The 15720-nt window shown below is 35.0% G+C and carries 21 protein-coding genes and 2 pseudogenes; 7 read left to right on the top strand and 16 right to left on the bottom strand.

Annotated features, from left to right (window positions below; translation table 11 throughout):
- Window positions 1-291: 291 nt before the first annotated feature.
- The 5 genes and pseudogenes from treR to ACFQ18_RS14650 form a co-directional block, all read right to left on the bottom strand.
- Window positions 292-1008, bottom strand: coding sequence for a trehalose operon repressor (treR, locus tag ACFQ18_RS14670; protein WP_047186216.1), 717 nt, complete (start codon window positions 1006-1008; stop codon window positions 292-294).
- Window positions 1009-1076: 68 nt separating this feature from the next.
- A complete protein-coding gene (treC, locus tag ACFQ18_RS14665; protein WP_047186217.1) occupies window positions 1077-2717 on the bottom strand; it encodes an alpha,alpha-phosphotrehalase in 1641 nt (546 codons plus the stop codon).
- Between the two features lie 14 nt (window positions 2718-2731).
- Entirely contained in the window at window positions 2732-3865 is a 1134-nt protein-coding gene (locus ACFQ18_RS14660) for a PTS transporter subunit EIIC (RefSeq protein WP_204798611.1), read from the bottom strand.
- On the bottom strand, window positions 3862-4071 hold the full coding sequence (locus ACFQ18_RS14655) for a glucose PTS transporter subunit EIIB (protein ID WP_379566644.1): 210 nt from the start codon (window positions 4069-4071) through the stop codon (window positions 3862-3864). The genes ACFQ18_RS14660 and ACFQ18_RS14655 overlap by 4 nt, the downstream gene beginning before the upstream one ends.
- A 111-nt stretch (window positions 4072-4182) precedes the next feature.
- Window positions 4183-4665 (bottom strand): annotated as a pseudogene (locus tag ACFQ18_RS14650) (PTS sugar transporter subunit IIA); the annotation flags it as partial.
- A 198-nt stretch (window positions 4666-4863) separates the two neighbouring features.
- Between ACFQ18_RS14650 and ACFQ18_RS14645 the strand changes: the two are divergent.
- From ACFQ18_RS14645 to ACFQ18_RS14630, 4 genes and pseudogenes are all read left to right on the top strand, one after another.
- On the top strand, window positions 4864-5355 hold the full coding sequence (locus ACFQ18_RS14645; protein WP_204798610.1) for an SRPBCC family protein: 492 nt from the start codon (window positions 4864-4866) through the stop codon (window positions 5353-5355).
- Window positions 5356-5531: 176 nt separating this feature from the next.
- The gene (locus tag ACFQ18_RS14640; RefSeq protein ID WP_204798609.1) at window positions 5532-6068 is read left to right on the top strand and encodes a DUF2975 domain-containing protein; all 537 of its coding nucleotides are present in this window, start codon (window positions 5532-5534) and stop codon (window positions 6066-6068) included.
- Window positions 6069-6080: 12 nt separating this feature from the next.
- A complete protein-coding gene (locus ACFQ18_RS14635) occupies window positions 6081-6293 on the top strand; it encodes a helix-turn-helix domain-containing protein (RefSeq protein WP_047186220.1) in 213 nt (70 codons plus the stop codon).
- A 331-nt stretch (window positions 6294-6624) separates the two neighbouring features.
- Window positions 6625-8359 (top strand): annotated as a pseudogene (locus ACFQ18_RS14630) (IS1182 family transposase).
- Here the strand turns inward: ACFQ18_RS14630 and ACFQ18_RS14625 are convergent.
- Together ACFQ18_RS14625 and ACFQ18_RS14620 are read right to left on the bottom strand one after the other, a co-directional pair.
- Window positions 8301-8738 (bottom strand): hypothetical protein, encoded by a 438-nt coding sequence (locus ACFQ18_RS14625; protein WP_047184976.1) that lies wholly within the window; start codon window positions 8736-8738, stop codon window positions 8301-8303. The pseudogene ACFQ18_RS14630 and the gene ACFQ18_RS14625 sit on opposite strands and share 59 nt — an antisense overlap.
- Before the next feature lie 23 nt (window positions 8739-8761).
- Window positions 8762-9325, bottom strand: coding sequence for a hypothetical protein (locus ACFQ18_RS14620; protein ID WP_204798608.1), 564 nt, complete (start codon window positions 9323-9325; stop codon window positions 8762-8764).
- Window positions 9326-9669: 344 nt separating this feature from the next.
- On the opposite strand from ACFQ18_RS14620, the gene ACFQ18_RS14615 reads away from it, so the two are divergent.
- Window positions 9670-11022: a transposase gene (locus ACFQ18_RS14615; RefSeq protein ID WP_060667844.1), complete on the top strand. Its 1353-nt coding sequence runs from the start codon at window positions 9670-9672 to the stop codon at window positions 11020-11022.
- A gap of 63 nt (window positions 11023-11085) precedes the next feature.
- On the opposite strand, the gene ACFQ18_RS14610 is transcribed toward ACFQ18_RS14615, so the two are convergent.
- From ACFQ18_RS14610 to ACFQ18_RS14590, 5 genes are all read right to left on the bottom strand, one after another.
- Window positions 11086-11274: a hypothetical protein gene (locus ACFQ18_RS14610; RefSeq protein ID WP_047184973.1), complete on the bottom strand. Its 189-nt coding sequence runs from the start codon at window positions 11272-11274 to the stop codon at window positions 11086-11088.
- 76 nt (window positions 11275-11350) lie between these two features.
- Window positions 11351-11731: a hypothetical protein gene (locus ACFQ18_RS14605; protein ID WP_147266904.1), complete on the bottom strand. Its 381-nt coding sequence runs from the start codon at window positions 11729-11731 to the stop codon at window positions 11351-11353.
- 115 nt (window positions 11732-11846) lie between these two features.
- Window positions 11847-12080, bottom strand: coding sequence for a hypothetical protein (locus ACFQ18_RS14600; protein ID WP_204798607.1), 234 nt, complete (start codon window positions 12078-12080; stop codon window positions 11847-11849).
- Window positions 12081-12261: 181 nt separating this feature from the next.
- Window positions 12262-12522 (bottom strand): hypothetical protein, encoded by a 261-nt coding sequence (locus ACFQ18_RS14595; protein WP_047184970.1) that lies wholly within the window; start codon window positions 12520-12522, stop codon window positions 12262-12264.
- A 23-nt stretch (window positions 12523-12545) separates the two neighbouring features.
- Window positions 12546-12746, bottom strand: coding sequence for a hypothetical protein (locus tag ACFQ18_RS14590; protein WP_379566638.1), 201 nt, complete (start codon window positions 12744-12746; stop codon window positions 12546-12548).
- A 371-nt stretch (window positions 12747-13117) separates the two neighbouring features.
- Here ACFQ18_RS14590 and ACFQ18_RS14585 point away from each other — a divergent pair, with 371 nt between their 5' ends.
- Window positions 13118-13522, top strand: coding sequence for a hypothetical protein (locus ACFQ18_RS14585; RefSeq protein ID WP_047184968.1), 405 nt, complete (start codon window positions 13118-13120; stop codon window positions 13520-13522).
- Window positions 13523-13711: 189 nt separating this feature from the next.
- Here ACFQ18_RS14585 and ACFQ18_RS14580 read toward each other — a convergent pair whose 3' ends face one another.
- The 3 genes from ACFQ18_RS14580 to ACFQ18_RS14570 form a co-directional block, all read right to left on the bottom strand.
- Window positions 13712-14026: a hypothetical protein gene (locus ACFQ18_RS14580; RefSeq protein WP_047184967.1), complete on the bottom strand. Its 315-nt coding sequence runs from the start codon at window positions 14024-14026 to the stop codon at window positions 13712-13714.
- A 144-nt stretch (window positions 14027-14170) separates the two neighbouring features.
- On the bottom strand, window positions 14171-14356 hold the full coding sequence (locus ACFQ18_RS14575; RefSeq protein ID WP_060667837.1) for a hypothetical protein: 186 nt from the start codon (window positions 14354-14356) through the stop codon (window positions 14171-14173).
- Window positions 14357-14518: 162 nt separating this feature from the next.
- A complete protein-coding gene (locus ACFQ18_RS14570) occupies window positions 14519-14776 on the bottom strand; it encodes a hypothetical protein (protein ID WP_047183629.1) in 258 nt (85 codons plus the stop codon).
- 373 nt (window positions 14777-15149) lie between these two features.
- Between ACFQ18_RS14570 and ACFQ18_RS14565 the strand changes: the two genes are divergently transcribed.
- Window positions 15150-15347 (top strand): hypothetical protein, encoded by a 198-nt coding sequence (locus ACFQ18_RS14565; RefSeq protein ID WP_379566635.1) that lies wholly within the window; start codon window positions 15150-15152, stop codon window positions 15345-15347.
- A 30-nt stretch (window positions 15348-15377) separates the two neighbouring features.
- Here the strand turns inward: ACFQ18_RS14565 and ACFQ18_RS14560 are convergent, their stop codons facing one another.
- Window positions 15378-15704, bottom strand: a complete 327-nt coding sequence (locus ACFQ18_RS14560; protein ID WP_204798606.1) for a hypothetical protein — start codon at window positions 15702-15704, stop codon at window positions 15378-15380.
- Window positions 15705-15720 lie beyond the last annotated feature (16 nt).

Below are 15720 nucleotides of genomic sequence, written 5' to 3'. Positions count from 1 at the left end.
TTCCCAAGTGGTACACGATTAAAAGTATTGTACTTTTTATATATTTACGTGTCCAATGGATTAAGGGGGCTTAAAAGCTCACCCACGAAATATTAGCACTCAGCCTCAGGATATCAGCACTCATCTCCAAGTTATCAGCACTCATCTCCAAGTTATCAGCACTCGCTTCCGTGATATCAGCACTCGCTTCCGTGATATCAGCACCGTTCTCGTTCGGGCACTCATAAGGCGAATGTGTTCTCCTCAAACTAAAATGTCCGTGACAAAGTTCCAAACATAGGCACCATCCAGTTACCTTCTCACTCTCCTCGCAAATTCAACAAATCGGAATTTGTCAGGTCGGTGTCTTGATTCCGTATATTGAAATAAACTCGAATCATCAAGATACACTAGACTTCGGATTACCACAACATTAGAAAAGCCCTCTAAGTCAAGTAATTCTCTATCCCCTTCCGTTGGATTTTCCACTACAATTTCCTTTTGGGCATAGCTAATCGTTAAACCAAGTTCTTTTTCAATATAGTGGTAAATGGAATCCTCACAAGTCTCCTTCGATAGGAGTGGAACATATTTTTCATTAAAAAAGTCCTTATCGATTATTACCTTTTCACTTGAGATTTCACGTACTCGGGTAACGCCCCATACTTTATCTTTGGCTGAGACATCTAATTTGTATCGAATATCCATCGCTTCCGTATAGCCTAGCTGACTCACTATTGTTTTGCTTGATAAACCTAATTCTTCCACCAATTCCTTGTAGCTGACAATCCCGGAAACTGGGAAGGAAAATGTATCAAAATCAATAACTACAGAACCCTTTCCTTGGACTTTTTGAATATAGCCATTCTGAGCCAATAAATTCAACGCCTTCCGTATCGTTTCGCGAGATGTCTGATACATTTCGGACAAATCATGTTCGGATGGTAATAAGGAATTTTTAGGCCAAACATTTGTTTGAATTTTATCCACAAGATCATGATAAATGACTAAATACTTTTTTCTAGACATATCTATCCCTCTATCTTTCCTTATTTAAAAAGATTCCTCCTTCATTAGAAAAGGAAGAATCATTCTAATTATTTCATATAAAATACAACCGACTCATAAGGTCTTAATATATTTCTTTTTACATCGGAATAATTGGAAATAAGTACTCCAGCATCATCTTTCAATGGTACGTCGATTTCTATTTCATTTCCATAAAAATTACTTAACACTACTAGCTTCTCATTTTTCCAATTTCGTGTGTATGCGAAAACTTCTGGGTGATCTTCCATCATCAGTTGGTAGTCACCATACGTTATAATATCATATTTTTTCCTTAAGTCGATTAATTTTTGATAATGATAAAAAATAGAGTCTTTATCTTTAAGTGCTTTGTCGGCATTAATGTCTTGGTAATTTTCGGCTACGTTGATCCATGGGTTACCTTGCGAAAAGCCGGCATGTTTTTCATCAGACCATTGCATTGGAGTTCTTCCATTGTCACGTGACTTTTGCTTTAGTATTGCTAAAATTTCCTTTTCTGACTTTCCTTCTTCTTTCAAGGTCTTATAAGCATTTAAAGATTCCACATCACGATATTCTTCAATAGAGGTAAAGTTCGGATTTGTCATGCCAAACTCTTCTCCTTGATAAATATAAGGTGTGCCTTGCATCATATGCAAAGTAGTAGCTAACATTTTCGCTGATTCATTATGGTATTTCTCGTCATCACCAAATCTGGAAACCGCTCGTGGTTGATCATGGTTACACCAAAATAATGCATTCCATCCACCACCCTCATGCATTCCAACTTGCCATTTAGAGAGAATTTGCTTCAATTCGATAAAGTCGAATGGTGCATTTGTCCACTTATCCCCGCCTGGATAGTCGACCTTTAAATGATGAAATTGAAATGTCATGTCTAATTCTTTCCGTTCTGGATTTGTATACAAAACACAATTTTCCAATGTAGTGGAGGACATCTCTCCAACGGTCATCATATCATATGGTGAAAAAACAGCTTGATTTACTTCATGTAAATATTCATGAACTCGCGGACCATCCGTGTAAAACCTTCTACCATCCCCTGAATAGTCATTTGGAAAATCTTGATCTTTAGATATTAAATTAATAACATCTAATCGGAATCCATCAATTCCTTTCTCCGCCCAAAACTGAATCATTTCCACTAGTTGTTTTCTTACATTCTCATTTTCCCAATTTAAATCTGCTTGAGTTACATCAAATAGATGCAGATAGTACTGTCCTGATTTCTCATCATACTGCCAAGCAGGCCCTCCAAATTTAGATTCCCAATTGTTTGGTACTTTTCCATCAACTGGATCCTTCCAAATGTAATAATCCCTGTACTCATTATCTTTAGAGGATATCGCCTGTTTAAACCACTCATGTTCTGTCGATGTATGATTAATAACTAAATCCATAATTAATTTCATTCCGCGCTTATGGGTTTCCGTTAGTAATTCCTCAAAGTCCTCCATCGTGCCATAGGTCGGATCAATGGAATAATAATCACTTATATCGTATCCATTATCATTGTGTGGTGACTTATAAATAGGGGTTAACCATAGTACATCAACCCCTAAATGATGTAAATAATCTAGTTTCTCTATAATTCCTTGAATATCTCCCGTTCCGCTCCCTGTCGTGTCACGAAAGCTTTTTGGATAGATTTGATAGACAACTGCTTTTTTCCACCAAGTTTCATTCATGCATATTCCTCCTCTTAGCGTAGTTTTCGTTTAGCAATGATGAATGTAATAAGAAAAGGTACAACGATAACGATAACCATACCAATTAAGAAGGAAATCCAACTTTCCGGAAAAATAGATAATGGTGCAGGTATACCGCCAATACCAACAGAGAAGGCTTTTACCTTTCCAAAAGAAATAAATGCTCCCGCGATGGCCGTACCAATTACCGCCGCATAGAATGGGTACCTATAACGAAGATTCACACCAAACATCGCTGGTTCCGTTACTCCTAGCCAAGCAGACAAACCAGAAGTTCCCGCTAAACCTTTTAATTTTTCATCCTTCGTAGCTAACATAATGCCAAATACACTTGATCCTTGGGCAATATTAGATAGTGCCAAGATTGGCCATAGGAATGTACCGCCAATTGTTCCGATTAATTGCAAATCAACAGCAAGGAATGTATGATGCATCCCAGTAATAACAAGCGGTGCATATAATGCTCCATACAATAATCCTCCTACTACCGGTGCCATATCAAAAACAGAAACGACTGCAGTTGTAATCCAGCTTCCAATGGTGAACGTGATTGGTCCAATTAATATAAATGCAAGAATACCAGTAATTAATAAAGCTAGTGGAGCAACAACTAATAAATGCAAGGAATCGATAACACGTTTCCTTAAAAAGACTTCAATTTTGGCTAAGACCCATGATGCAACTAAAACAGGTAATACTTGACCTTGATACCCCACCTTTTCAATTTCTAGTCCAAATAGATTCCATGAAGGGATATCGCCTTCCGCTGCGGCAGCACCATAACCCCAAGCATTCATCAAATCAGGATGTACAAGAATTAAGCCTAATACTATTCCTAATAATTCACTTCCACCAAACCGCTTCACGGCTGACCAACCAATAAGAGCCGGTAAAAATGTGAACGCCGTATTAGCAATGATATTAATCATATCTGCTATTCCAGCCCACTGCGGATACATTTCAATAATCGATTGTTCTGTAAATATAGGATGAACTAAAACATTGTTTATCCCCATTAATAGACCTGCCATAACAATAGCAGGTAATATCGGAATGAAAATATCAGCTAAAATTTTGATTCCTCGCTGAAGTATATTTTGATGTTTCTCTGCACCAGCTTGCTTCACTTCATCCTTTGAGGCCTCTGAAATCCTGTTTCTTGTACCATTGCCTTATATACTTTATCAACGGTTCCTTGCCCAATAATGACTTGGAATTGCCCATTTGTTGAAAAGGACCCTTTCACAATGTCGATGCTTTCTAATGCATCTACATCTACCTTCTTTTCATCATTTAAAGCAAACCGTAATCTAGTGACACAGTGTGTTGCCATATCTACATTTTCTTCGCCGCCAATTGCAGCTACAATTTCTTTTGCTTCTTTTCCGTATGGTACGGAACTGTCCTTTGTTTTCTTTTCAGCCTTTTTCTCTTGACCCACTTGAGATACTTGGAACAATTTAGTTTCTCCTAAAATGGCCGAAGACTTGGCTGTTGTATGATCTAACTCAAATTCATTTCCATTAGTAATAATAACTGGAGTGATGGTACTTGATGCTTTTTCCTTTATCAACTCCAAGTCAAAAGAAATTAAAGAGTCCCCTTTTTTGACTTGATCGCCTTGGTTTACTTTAAGATCGAATCCTTCTCCATTGAGCGCTACCGTTTCCAAACCAATATGAATTAAAATTTCAACTCCGGATTTACTCTTTAAACCTATTGCATGTTTTGTCTCGGCAACTAGTAGAACTTCCCCATCAAAAGGAGAAACGACTTTTCCTTCCGACGGCTCAATCGCTATACCTTCCCCCATTAACTTATTAGAGAAAGTAGGATCTGGGACATTCTCCAACTTTTGCACTTTTCCACTTAGTGGTGCATAGATCCATTCTTTGTTATTCACCACTAGTCCTCCTTCTTTGGTGATTTATCAATCATTCGTAGGAAGAAAAAGCCTACCTCCCTAGCTTTAACTAAACTTGTATATACAACTTCTATAATTCATAGTATAACTTGTATATACATATTTTGCAACCGTTTTTATAATTGCTTTTTATTCCCTAATAGCAAAATAATTGAATCTCCCCCTAATTAAAGCTATCCTATGAAAAAGGAGGCGCTCAACATGCTCGCAACGATAAAGAAACTCAATGACGTACCTGTAGCCGTATTTGAACGAGAGATGAAACATTCACCTAAAGAGGTTTGGGATTACTTAACCGAGAATGATAAGTTAAAACAATGGTTTTCTGAACTTGAAGTGAAATCATTGGAAAAAGGCGGACATATTTTATTTGACTTCCAAGATGGAAACTACGAAAAGATGGAAATTCTAGACGTGAAGATGGAAGAAGTATTGGAATTCGTATGGCCACCCAAGAACACAGTAAGATTTGAACTGAACGATAAGGATGGCCATTGTCAATTGATTTTCAAACAATTTCTATATGAAATAACGGAACATACAGCAAAGGACTTAGCAGGCTGGCATGTTTGTTTACAAGTTATTGAAACATTACTTAACGGAGAAGAGGTAAAGGATAGAAAAGCTAGTTGGGAGTGCGTTTATCCAAAATATGTAGAGGTGGTTAAACCTTATTTGAATGCATCAATTTAAAATCAGCTATAGCTTTGGAATAAAGGTTGATTAAAAAACACCTTGCCCCCCTTATTTTACGTTAAATAAAAAGGCCTAGGGCAATAGGGAATTACTGTTTTGCAATAATCCATTATCGTTTTACAATATTTTGTTATTGTTTTAGAATAATACATATTATAAAGGGGGCATATCTAATGAATCTTTTTACCAAGGCTGTTCTAAAGTTTCTGTCGATTGTGTCGCTAATTGCTCAAGTTTTATTTGCATTTGCTGGATTAATATTATTATTTGCGTCTGGAGCCTTATTGTTTGTGTCAAACGGAGTCAGAAAGCAATTACTACAGTATGCAGATTTAAACACAAACACAGACCTATCCGTATGGTTTTTGGTACTTTCTTGCCTAGTCGCTCTAGCAATCATCGCTTGTTTGTTTATCATTATGTACGCTCTACATAAAATGATTGGTAATATTTATAAACAACATTTCTTTGTTTCTCAAAATCTTACATACCTCAAACTAATCTTAATCTCAATCACTAGCTTTACCATTTTGCAGTTTATTAGTCAGCTGTTCTTTGCACAAGCCCATGCGTACAATGTCAGTGGTATTTTTTCGGATTCCTCGCCAAGTTTAATAGGAAACATTCTTCTATTGGCTATCATTTATACGCTTTATGTGGTTTTTAAATACGGCATATCTTTGCAAGACGATTCTAATAACGTGATTTAGGTGGGAGCCCTAATGATAAAAATTAATCTTGATCGGGTAATGCTAGAAAGAAAGATTACTTCAAAAGAGTTAGCAGAAAAAATTGATATTACTCAAGCTAATTTATCCATACTAAAAACAGGTAAAGCGCGTGGAATTCGCTTTGCCACATTAGAAAAAATCTGTCAGACATTAAATTGTCAGCCTGGCGATATAATTGAATACGAAGAAAATACCGACTTGTAGCAAAGCATTTGTTATATGTCGGTGTTTTCAACTATTATTACCAAGAGGTTTTTCACCTTATTTATTAAATAGCTGGAGTAGAAGTTTTAGATAAATCTTTGTTATTGATAACAACAGATTTACCAGTCGTACACAGATGATTTAGAAACAAGGAAATCCTACAATTATTACAATGAGGCTGGGACAAAACCCCAGTAAATAAAAATTAAGGCGTTGGAGCTTACACTAAAAAGTGTAGACCCCACGCCTTTTTTGTCGTTATTTTAATAACCAAAAAGGACACCTTTTGATAAAATTAAAGTAAGCAAACAATAATTTTGGAGGTGTCCTTATGTTTAAATATTATACCATGAACCAAGTAGTTTTGCCGCTAGATTTAGAAATTAAATTGAAAGAAAACGATATTGCCTTTGCGATCCATGATCTTATCGAGAGTATTCCGGAAGAGGCTTTCGAGGACTTCGTACGACAAACCGGCCGTCCTGCGTACCATCCTCGTATGATGTTGAAAATCAATTTATGTGGGTATACGCAATCCGCGTTTTCTGGTCGTAAAATAGAAGCTTTATTACAGGATAGTATCCGCATGATGTGGTTGGCTCAAGGACATGAACCCAGCTATCGCACCATCAATCGTTTCCGTTCTAATCCACTCATTGAAAACATACTACGTGAATGCTTTGTCCAGTTCCGAAATCAGCTCGTAGAAAAGGAATTGATTGAAGAGGAAGCGATTTTTATTGATGGTACAAAAATCGAAGCGAACGCAAATAAGTTCACCTTTGTGTGGCGGAAATCCGTTGAAAAATATAGTGATAAGCTAATGGAAAAGTCCCATCAACTGTATGATGAGCTGTTAGAGAAGGAGATCATCCCAGCAATAGAGCGAGAAAAAGAAGAGGAACTTTCCGTCAAAGAAATGGAAGAAGTAGTCGAAAAGTTAGACGAGAAAATCGAGGAATATAATAAAGCAATTGAAGCATCTGAAGTTGGGAGTGAACGGAAAAAGCTCCGTTCTGAACGCAAATTACCAAAACAATCTCGGAAGCAATTGATGAATTTCATCACTCGCAAACAAAAGTATCAAAACGATATGGAGATTTTCGGTAACCGCAATAGTTATTCAAAGACGGATCCGGATGCGACGTTTATACGCATGAAGGACGACTACATGAAGAACGGAGCCGGTTACAATGTCCAGATTGCAACGGAGGGTCAATACGTGCTCGCTTACGATGTTTTCCCAAACCCAACAGATACACGCACCTTAATTTCTTTTCTCGACTTGAATGAAGAAAACTTTTTCGAACTGCCAGAACACATTGTCGCGGATGCAGGATATGGCAGTGAACAGAATTATGAAGATGTCATCGAGAACCGAAATCGGACACCACTTATTACATACAATCAATATCGAAAGGAGAAGAAAAAGAAGCATAAGAACAACGCTTTTCATGTAGATAATTGGGAATATAAGGAGGACGAAGATACTTTTCTGTACCCAAACGGATGGAAAGTATGGTTTAGCCATCATTCCAAACGAACAGACAGGTACGTGATTCACCCGTGAATTTAAAGTGTACGAATGTGAGGACTGTTCGGGCTGTCCAATCCGCGATTTATGCACGAAAGCAAAAGAAGGGAACAATCGAACGGTCTCCATTAATGAAAAGTGGGAGTCCCAAAAAGAATATGTACGTACAAAGCTTTCAGTCGAGAAAACTGGTGAAATTTACGGAAAACGTAAAACCGATGTAGAACCAGTGTTCGATTTTATGAAGGCTAATTTGGGGTTCACTCGTTTTTCCGTTAGGGGAAAACAGAAGGTGAAAAATGAATTAGCATTTGTGTTGATGGCGGTGAACTTGAGAAAAAGCGTCGCCATGGACGGGAAAATAGTGGCGGAAGATGAAAAAAACACAAAAAAGGTTCCAAGCAAATTTTTTATTGCCTGGAACCTTTTTAATTTACTATTTTTGGCTAGTTGTGTCCCAGCCTCTTCAAATACTAGTGACTCGAAAGAATCATTTTACAAACAGGAAATGTATTATCTTCATCATTCATAAATTTTTCTAGCACATTTTTAGTTACTTCTAATGTGAAGATTTTTTGATCGTCTTCAGTAAGCGAAAATAATTCAATTACCTTTTGATGGAATTCCTGGATGGTAGGGAATTTACCTGTTTTTCTAAATTCCCTCTCAGTTTTACTAATTAATAAGGGTAATTCGTGATACTTAGTTCCATCAATATTTAATTTTAAGAAGACATATTCTAAATCATGAACACCTAACCTATTTTTTTCTTCAATAATATCGATTAGTAGATTAGTTGCCTTTTCAAGTTTTTGAGTCAAACTGTAGACCTCTTGATCAAGTCTATCAATTTGTGGGAGACTATCTTCTATTTTTTGTACTCTGGCCTCTAATTCTGAAACATTGAACATATTATCCCTCACTAATTAATATTTTAAACTGGAGCAAGAATTTTGATGGCTTCTACAATTACACTAGCTGCAATTCTAGCCGGAGTTTTACCAATTGGTCCCTCAAGTGCTCCTTTAATCGCAGTTTCCATTTTACCATAGGTTAAATTTTCCGCCTTTTCTAGCTTTCTCAAAGCTGGTTTTACGTGAGAGTTCATTACTTGACCAACTTTAACTGCTGCATCTTTTCCTAGGATTTTACCAACATAATTTGTAATAGTTGTAGTATTTTTAATAGCCCATTGTAGAGATTTTTTTACAGCGTAACTTGGAACAGAGTAGGTTTGAACCCCACCTGGATTAGTACTAACTAAAGATACATTACGACTATTAAGGTAGTTTGATTCATTTTCAATGAAGTCATCACCAAAAACTCTAACACCATTAATCTCATAATCCTTGCCAAAACTAGCATAATCAAGCACTAAATCTTCAGATACCTCTTCAGTAAATTCTACTGTTGAAGCACTAACCTGTTGACCATAGACTCCAAAAATCGATAATAGCATTACCAATGAAGTCAAGGATCCTAATATTTTCTTAAACATTCTTTCTCTCCCACTTTATATGAAAATATTGACAAATCCAAAACTGATAATAACAAGGTATATTGGTTCTGTCAAATAATACCAAAGGAGTTAAAATCACCTTGCTATTTTTTATATACAAACTTGGACAAATCATAAGTGATGTAGCCAAAGAATTGGAAATTGAAAATATAGATACTCATTCATATTAGTACTTCTTTTTATTTGGTTATAGGAGTAAATTTCATAATTCTTAGCCCTTGAGCCCCAAGGGGTTTGAAACACAAAAAAGGAAGTACCTCCCCAGATCCTGTATAATGGTAGTCGACTATAACAACCAAAAAAAGACTGGACGAATACTTCCTATGACCATTATACGACAACAAAGCTTATTTGGCATCCAAGAATTATACGAGATGGAACCTACCCAACGTTATGAATCGATTATTTTCGCGGTAGATTTAGATTCTATCTACCTTGAAATAAACAAACAGTTACGTCTTGGTGCACCCGTGGAACTGAATTACGCTGCCATGATTATTTCTATGTTTGTACGAATTGTGGAGCGCATCCCAACGATAAAAGATTTAATCAAGCGACTAAATGACGACTTTGTATTTAAATTGAATTGTGGATTTCTTGTTTCTGATAACACCCCTTCAGAAGCGGCTTATTTTCGAGTTTTAACGAGGCTAAGTGACTCTAAGATCCTCGAAAAGGAACAAGAAAAAGTGGTCCTTCAGGCAATAGCGGAAGGCTTTATCACCGATGACACTGTAGCTATTGACGCAACTCATTTTGAAGCACGTGGTCAAGCGCCACCAAAAGAAGAAAAACCAAAATCCGAACCAAAAAAACGTGGGCGTAAATCCAAGGATGAGCGGGAACAATGGCTGATAGAACAGGCAGAAAAAGAAGCTAATCTTCCCATTTTCGAAAAGAAAATCGAAGCTCAATTGGACGTACCTTTAGCTGAATTGCGTGCTGAAGTTCCCAGGGACCCAAAATGGGGTGTGAAAAAGAACAGCGAAGGTAAAAATGTATTCTGGTACGGCTACAAAGGACATTTAGCTGTTGGTACATCTAGCCAATACATTTTACAGTCTCTTTTTTCGTCGGGAAGTTTGAATGATGGGAAGGCTGCAATCCCACTATTAAAGGGTGTGGATGAGCTTCCTCTTCCGTTTTTGCGCTATGAGGTAATGGATGCTGGTTATGACTATGAACCATTTTATGAACAAGTCCATCGTATGGGAAATCTGTCCGTCATTGCTTATAATAAGAAAAATGAAAGCGAGCCAATAGGCTTTGATAAAAACTTTGCCCCAACCTGTTTTCGGGAGCATACCTATCGATATGATAGCTTTGACACCAAATACGAAACATTGAAATATACAAGACCAAAAGAGTACAGTGACTGTCCCTTAGCTAATGAAGGCATCTGTCATAAGGTTTATAAAGTGAAAATCACTACAGACCTTAGGAGATATACAGCGCCAGCCCGTGGTTCTGAAGCTTGGAAAAAACTGTTTAAACGCCGTTCGGCTGTAGAACGAGTTAATGCCTATCTCAAGGAATTCTTTCAACTTAACAATGTCCGCTATCGTACCGGAAAACGCGCAAAAGTTCACTTTGACATCGTGACGCTTATTTATAATGCTTCAAAATTAGCTGTAGACCGTATTAATGTATTATTAAATCAACAACAAGCCGCTTAAATAGAAATTTTTAAAAATGCATTTTTAAAATTCTGCAGGTCTTTGTGTTTTTAAAAAGAGCAATTATGAAATTAATTCAATTGATTTCCAATACTTTTGAACAAAAAAAGTTGTTCCAACAAATATTAATAATCCGCATAATTTAAAAATGAACTTAGTTATAAATGCTGCGCCATCGTTTTCAATAGCATATAAAGTAGCTCCAATAATAATTCCCACCAAGCCCAGTAATAAAACTAAGAAAGTTTTCATTTTGGCTATTAGCCTCCCCAAATTTAAAATAATGTAAAAAACTCGAAGGAATAGCACTATAATATAAAGATCAACATCATTTATACCTATTTTTGTTGTATTCTATAGCTTTCTCGTGAGCATCCTCAATGGACAATCGATAAAAGTCTGGTTCTTCGGATTGTTTTGTTTTAGTCACAGAATAAATAGAATCCGATTTTTGTTCCATTTCGTAATTCAGAATACGAATGCTTTCCCATACCTTATTCTCATAAGGTCTATCCCCGGGAAACGGAATAGGGTGATATCCTCTATAAGGTTCAAGTTGTACCTTCTGATAATTGCCTTTTTCTTTGTCGTACCTTTTTACGGTATAGGTTTTTCCTCCATTGAATTGTATAATGTCACCGATACCAATTACTTCAAATTTTTTCCTCCTTTGCAAGTTACTTTTAAACTTACGAAACACATTACTCACCCTTTCTTACTCTATTCATCACTTGTACGATAATACTGCCAGTTGATTGGATAAGGTTGCTTTTTTTGCGTTCTATTTGCTGTATTAAAACACCATATAATTGAATTTTAAAATCTTATACATTGACATTGGTTGTTCTTTTACTCCGAACGTACGCTCCGAAGAACAATCCCCCAAAAATAGATGTAATTGAAACAAATAGCAATTCCATCAGTGAGTAGTCCCAACTAATTGAACTAATGAAAAAAGTAACCAAGAGTTTAAATATATAATAGTTAATTGCTAATGGAATAGATATGATAAGACCAAATAATAGAACAAATTTAAATCTATCTGGTTGTTTTCGCATCTTTATCCTCTCAATCTTTATAAGCTATTTTTATCCCTCATATTAAGTACAATTAAACCTTCAAAAATGTTTCATTAACAAACAGACCTTCCAGTTACTAAAATAATCATCGTCACTTACTTTAGTAATGCGCCCGTTACTTGAACAAGATTCTTTTTGTACAACATAAACATTAACGTATTTAACTACTCGTATTCGCCTGTTTGTAATCCATAAATAAGAATACAGCAAAAAGAATAAGTTGAATAAGACCAAAGGAATCCAAGAATGCTGTAAGAACAACTTCACCTTGAACGAATACTCTTGTCACAAATAAAACCAATGAATGTAGCACCATAATATAGATAAGATTTCTAAACTTATATTTTTTTATAATGAAGTATAACATCATACAGACGGCCAATACCGTAACAATTAACATAAATGTTTCACTATAATTCAAACACAAACACCTCCATCTCTTTCCTACAAAAATACGCTTTGAATTAGCGTAATGGTTATAACTAATGCAGATAAAGATCCTGCAGACAGTAAGGTTATCATTTTCCACCAGTTTATCTCTTTAGAAGGTTTTTCAGCCTCTCGAGTCACCGTAATCCATATAGCCATAGATACTATTACTAAGATGAAAGTAACTTCTTTAGACATATTTGACTCCTCCATCATTTATATTAATCTCCGTACCTTATGTACGAATTAGAAAAATTAAAGTTTCACTATTAAAGTAATGAACAAATTAGCTTAACAATCACTTTTCATATATTGGCATTATATTTTGTAAAATAGGCACCTATAATCAACAAAATTATGAAATAGACCAATTCAATAATCCCATAATATTGCTTGTTTAAGGAATTACGGCATTATAACACACCTTTCTAAAAAATATCCATGACCTAATTAACGTATATAAAATGACTTGTCAAGCTATTTTATATAAAACTAAATAAATCATCTGTTTTAAATTTTAGGTATAGTGCATCGCCTTACAAATTATGTTATTGTATGCAGGTAAGAATCGTTAGAGGGGGAATTACATGCTAAAGGTTATAGCCGCTTTCTTAGCTCCTTTCGTATTATCTTTCTTTTTTATTCTATATAATCTGCTAGGCATGATATTAAGTAATGATCCACTAACCTTTTCTTTCGGAGGGTTCTCTTTCGTTTATATTTTTGCATTACCAGCTTTTCTTTTCATTGCAGTACCAGCTTCCTTTATAATTGAACGTGTTAATAAGGGTGTAAGATGGTTAAATTACATATTAGCAGGAATTATCGGTGGAGGAATTGTAATTTTTATCAATACAGTTAATAGTAATCAAGACTTTGTATATACCCCTGATGCCATAGTTGCATACATGCTAGCAGGCTTTTCTTTCTACCTAACAATCTTGATTTTAGAAATATTAGAGCAGAAGTTTCAAAATAATGAAGATAATTGATGACATTAAGCGGCAAGTTTTGTCTGACAGTATTTAACTTTGTTTAAATCAAAAAATATTCATCTAAATTGATCAAAGTTTTAAGATGCCCTGTCTAGGTTACATAGGAACAAAAAGCCTAAAATGAGCAAGGGATAATCTCTTCAGCCATTTCGGGCTTATTAACGCTCAAAATAGTTTAAATCTGATTTAATAATGTATTCCCTTATTAGAAAACACATTTATTTCATATTGTGCTAAATCATCTTTAGATAAATTATTTTCTAGGTATTTCTCAACTTTTGGTATATCATTTTTATCATAAACATCTACGGAAATCGCAGGTTCTCCCTCACTAGATTCCCCAAATCCACCAATTTGGGTACTTTGCACTTTATATTTATCCCATACAGAATCAACTACCCCATCTACACTGTATGGCTCTTTCTGTGCAAACCCGATAAAAGTAAAAGCAGCAATAACACACATTAAAACTAATATTCCTAACTTCCTTTTTATCCCCATTTTTCAAACCCCCGTTACTTATACTTATTACTTGAAATATTATTTCATAAAATTCTCCTAATTCCAGTACAATTTTATTTCATTATTGCCCTCGTTAATACAATAACTCTTCCCTGAGAATTCTCACTATTAAATCATTTTGCATTAATTTTCTTCGCTTTCCTTTGGGAAAATCTTATTTCCAATCAAACCACCGATTAAAGCTGATAACCCTGAAATAGCCATTGATATAAAAAAGTTGGCATTAGGAATTAAAATCTCGGAAAGGAAAATTACAATTCCAACAAATAGGCCAGTAAACAAAGCCCATTCAATGTTCCTTTTTTTCATTTTCACCCACCTAAATTATAACGATAAATTTAATAATATTACGTTTATCTTTGAAAAAGGTTTCGAACCACCATTCTGCTACTTCCCTACAATCTTTTTAGCGAAAAAGGGACTTATTTCTCTTAAAGATAAGCACCAGTTAATAAAAATCATTTAAAATAACTAGTTATCAAAAATCACTATTAGTAAAACAATGGTTAGCCCTATGATAGCTCCCATATCAGTTGAAGTTTTTTTACCTTCTTTCCTTTTTTCGAAAACGGTTATGGTCTTACCCATCATAACTAATATTAAAGATATACTTATCACGATATAACTAAAAAGGGAATTAAATGAAGCATCGGCAATTAAAACAATTGATGTTGGAATTAAAATCAATAACAAAGCACTTATATACAAAAATGGTCTTAATTTACTCATATCTTTATAACCACCCCTTATAGTTTGTTTTTTACTTTACTGTTCTTTACTTCAAAAATAAACGCACAATCTCCTTGTTGAAGTACCTCACCCGTTAGGTATTATTATTCTATCTTAGGTTACTCTAAAACTGGGGTGATTCGGTGCTTCAGAAAACGTTACTTTCAATAATTCTTGTTTTCTTCCTTTTTAATTTATCTAGAGTAAATGCTCAGTATTAGGATAATAAAAATATTGAGATTATGGATATTGAAAAAATGAGATAATAAAAACAACACCAACAGATCCTAACATACAATTAGAGACTGAGAAAATCATTAAAGAAATCGATGATGTCGTTAAAGCATTCAAGCCTATTCCAGACAAAGGTTATATGATTAAAATTCCCTTGGAACCATCTTATCAATTAGAAAATAAATGGATTAACGCTTTAATTGATGAAGTTATAATTATTATTCCTGAGACGGAAAAACCTTTCTTACTTATCTTTGACGATGAAAATAACTCTTATTTTTTTACATTCCAAATAAAAATTGATAAGTTGTTAAAAACATTAGGATTTCCCATTTGAAAGACCTTTCTTCGTTGCCCTTTTTTAACTCTAAGGTTCTTGAAAGCCAACCGTCGCCATAAGAAACACAATGAGATAAAAACCCAATGCTAAGACGTTTAGCCCAATTAAACTTATTCTTAAATCACCTTTAATTCCTAGCCACCCAAGAACTATTCCCAGCACACCAAACACAAAAGGTAAGAAAAAACTCAACTTCAAAATAAAGGAAAATGATTCGCTCAAAATTGGTATAATAGTCAATGCCGCAAAGACAAGAGATAATAGAGAAAAATACTTTTCTGTAATCTTTGAGTTACTTTTTATTATAAAATAGTAACTCACAATAAGAACGGCTAATAAAATAATCCAAACCATTATGACATCCACCTCT

This window comes from Oceanobacillus caeni (genome assembly GCF_042678465.1).
Lineage (GTDB): Bacteria > Bacillota > Bacilli > Bacillales > Amphibacillaceae > Oceanobacillus > Oceanobacillus caeni.
The sequence above is the reverse complement of the archived record's forward strand: the minus strand, read 5'-3'. Positions and strand labels throughout refer to the sequence as shown.

Coding starts and splice junctions, on each gene's coding strand:
- treR (WP_047186216.1), bottom strand. CDS start 1,008: ATGTCTAGAAAAAAGTATTTAGTCATTTATCATGATCTTGTGGATAAA.
- treC (WP_047186217.1), bottom strand. CDS start 2,717: ATGAATGAAACTTGGTGGAAAAAAGCAGTTGTCTATCAAATCTATCCA.
- ACFQ18_RS14655 (WP_379566644.1), bottom strand. CDS start 4,071: ATGGCAACACACTGTGTCACTAGATTACGGTTTGCTTTAAATGATGAA.
- ACFQ18_RS14645 (WP_204798610.1), top strand. CDS start 4,864: ATGCTCGCAACGATAAAGAAACTCAATGACGTACCTGTAGCCGTATTT.
- ACFQ18_RS14640 (WP_204798609.1), top strand. CDS start 5,532: ATGAATCTTTTTACCAAGGCTGTTCTAAAGTTTCTGTCGATTGTGTCG.
- ACFQ18_RS14635 (WP_047186220.1), top strand. CDS start 6,081: ATGATAAAAATTAATCTTGATCGGGTAATGCTAGAAAGAAAGATTACT.
- ACFQ18_RS14625 (WP_047184976.1), bottom strand. CDS start 8,738: ATGTTCAATGTTTCAGAATTAGAGGCCAGAGTACAAAAAATAGAAGAT.
- ACFQ18_RS14620 (WP_204798608.1), bottom strand. CDS start 9,325: ATGTTTAAGAAAATATTAGGATCCTTGACTTCATTGGTAATGCTATTA.
- ACFQ18_RS14615 (WP_060667844.1), top strand. CDS start 9,670: ATGACCATTATACGACAACAAAGCTTATTTGGCATCCAAGAATTATAC.
- ACFQ18_RS14610 (WP_047184973.1), bottom strand. CDS start 11,274: ATGAAAACTTTCTTAGTTTTATTACTGGGCTTGGTGGGAATTATTATT.
- ACFQ18_RS14600 (WP_204798607.1), bottom strand. CDS start 12,080: ATGCGAAAACAACCAGATAGATTTAAATTTGTTCTATTATTTGGTCTT.
- ACFQ18_RS14590 (WP_379566638.1), bottom strand. CDS start 12,746: ATGATGGAGGAGTCAAATATGTCTAAAGAAGTTACTTTCATCTTAGTA.
- ACFQ18_RS14585 (WP_047184968.1), top strand. CDS start 13,118: ATGCTAAAGGTTATAGCCGCTTTCTTAGCTCCTTTCGTATTATCTTTC.
- ACFQ18_RS14580 (WP_047184967.1), bottom strand. CDS start 14,026: ATGGGGATAAAAAGGAAGTTAGGAATATTAGTTTTAATGTGTGTTATT.
- ACFQ18_RS14575 (WP_060667837.1), bottom strand. CDS start 14,356: ATGAAAAAAAGGAACATTGAATGGGCTTTGTTTACTGGCCTATTTGTT.
- ACFQ18_RS14570 (WP_047183629.1), bottom strand. CDS start 14,776: ATGAGTAAATTAAGACCATTTTTGTATATAAGTGCTTTGTTATTGATT.
- ACFQ18_RS14565 (WP_379566635.1), top strand. CDS start 15,150: ATGATTAAAATTCCCTTGGAACCATCTTATCAATTAGAAAATAAATGG.
- ACFQ18_RS14560 (WP_204798606.1), bottom strand. CDS start 15,704: ATGGTTTGGATTATTTTATTAGCCGTTCTTATTGTGAGTTACTATTTT.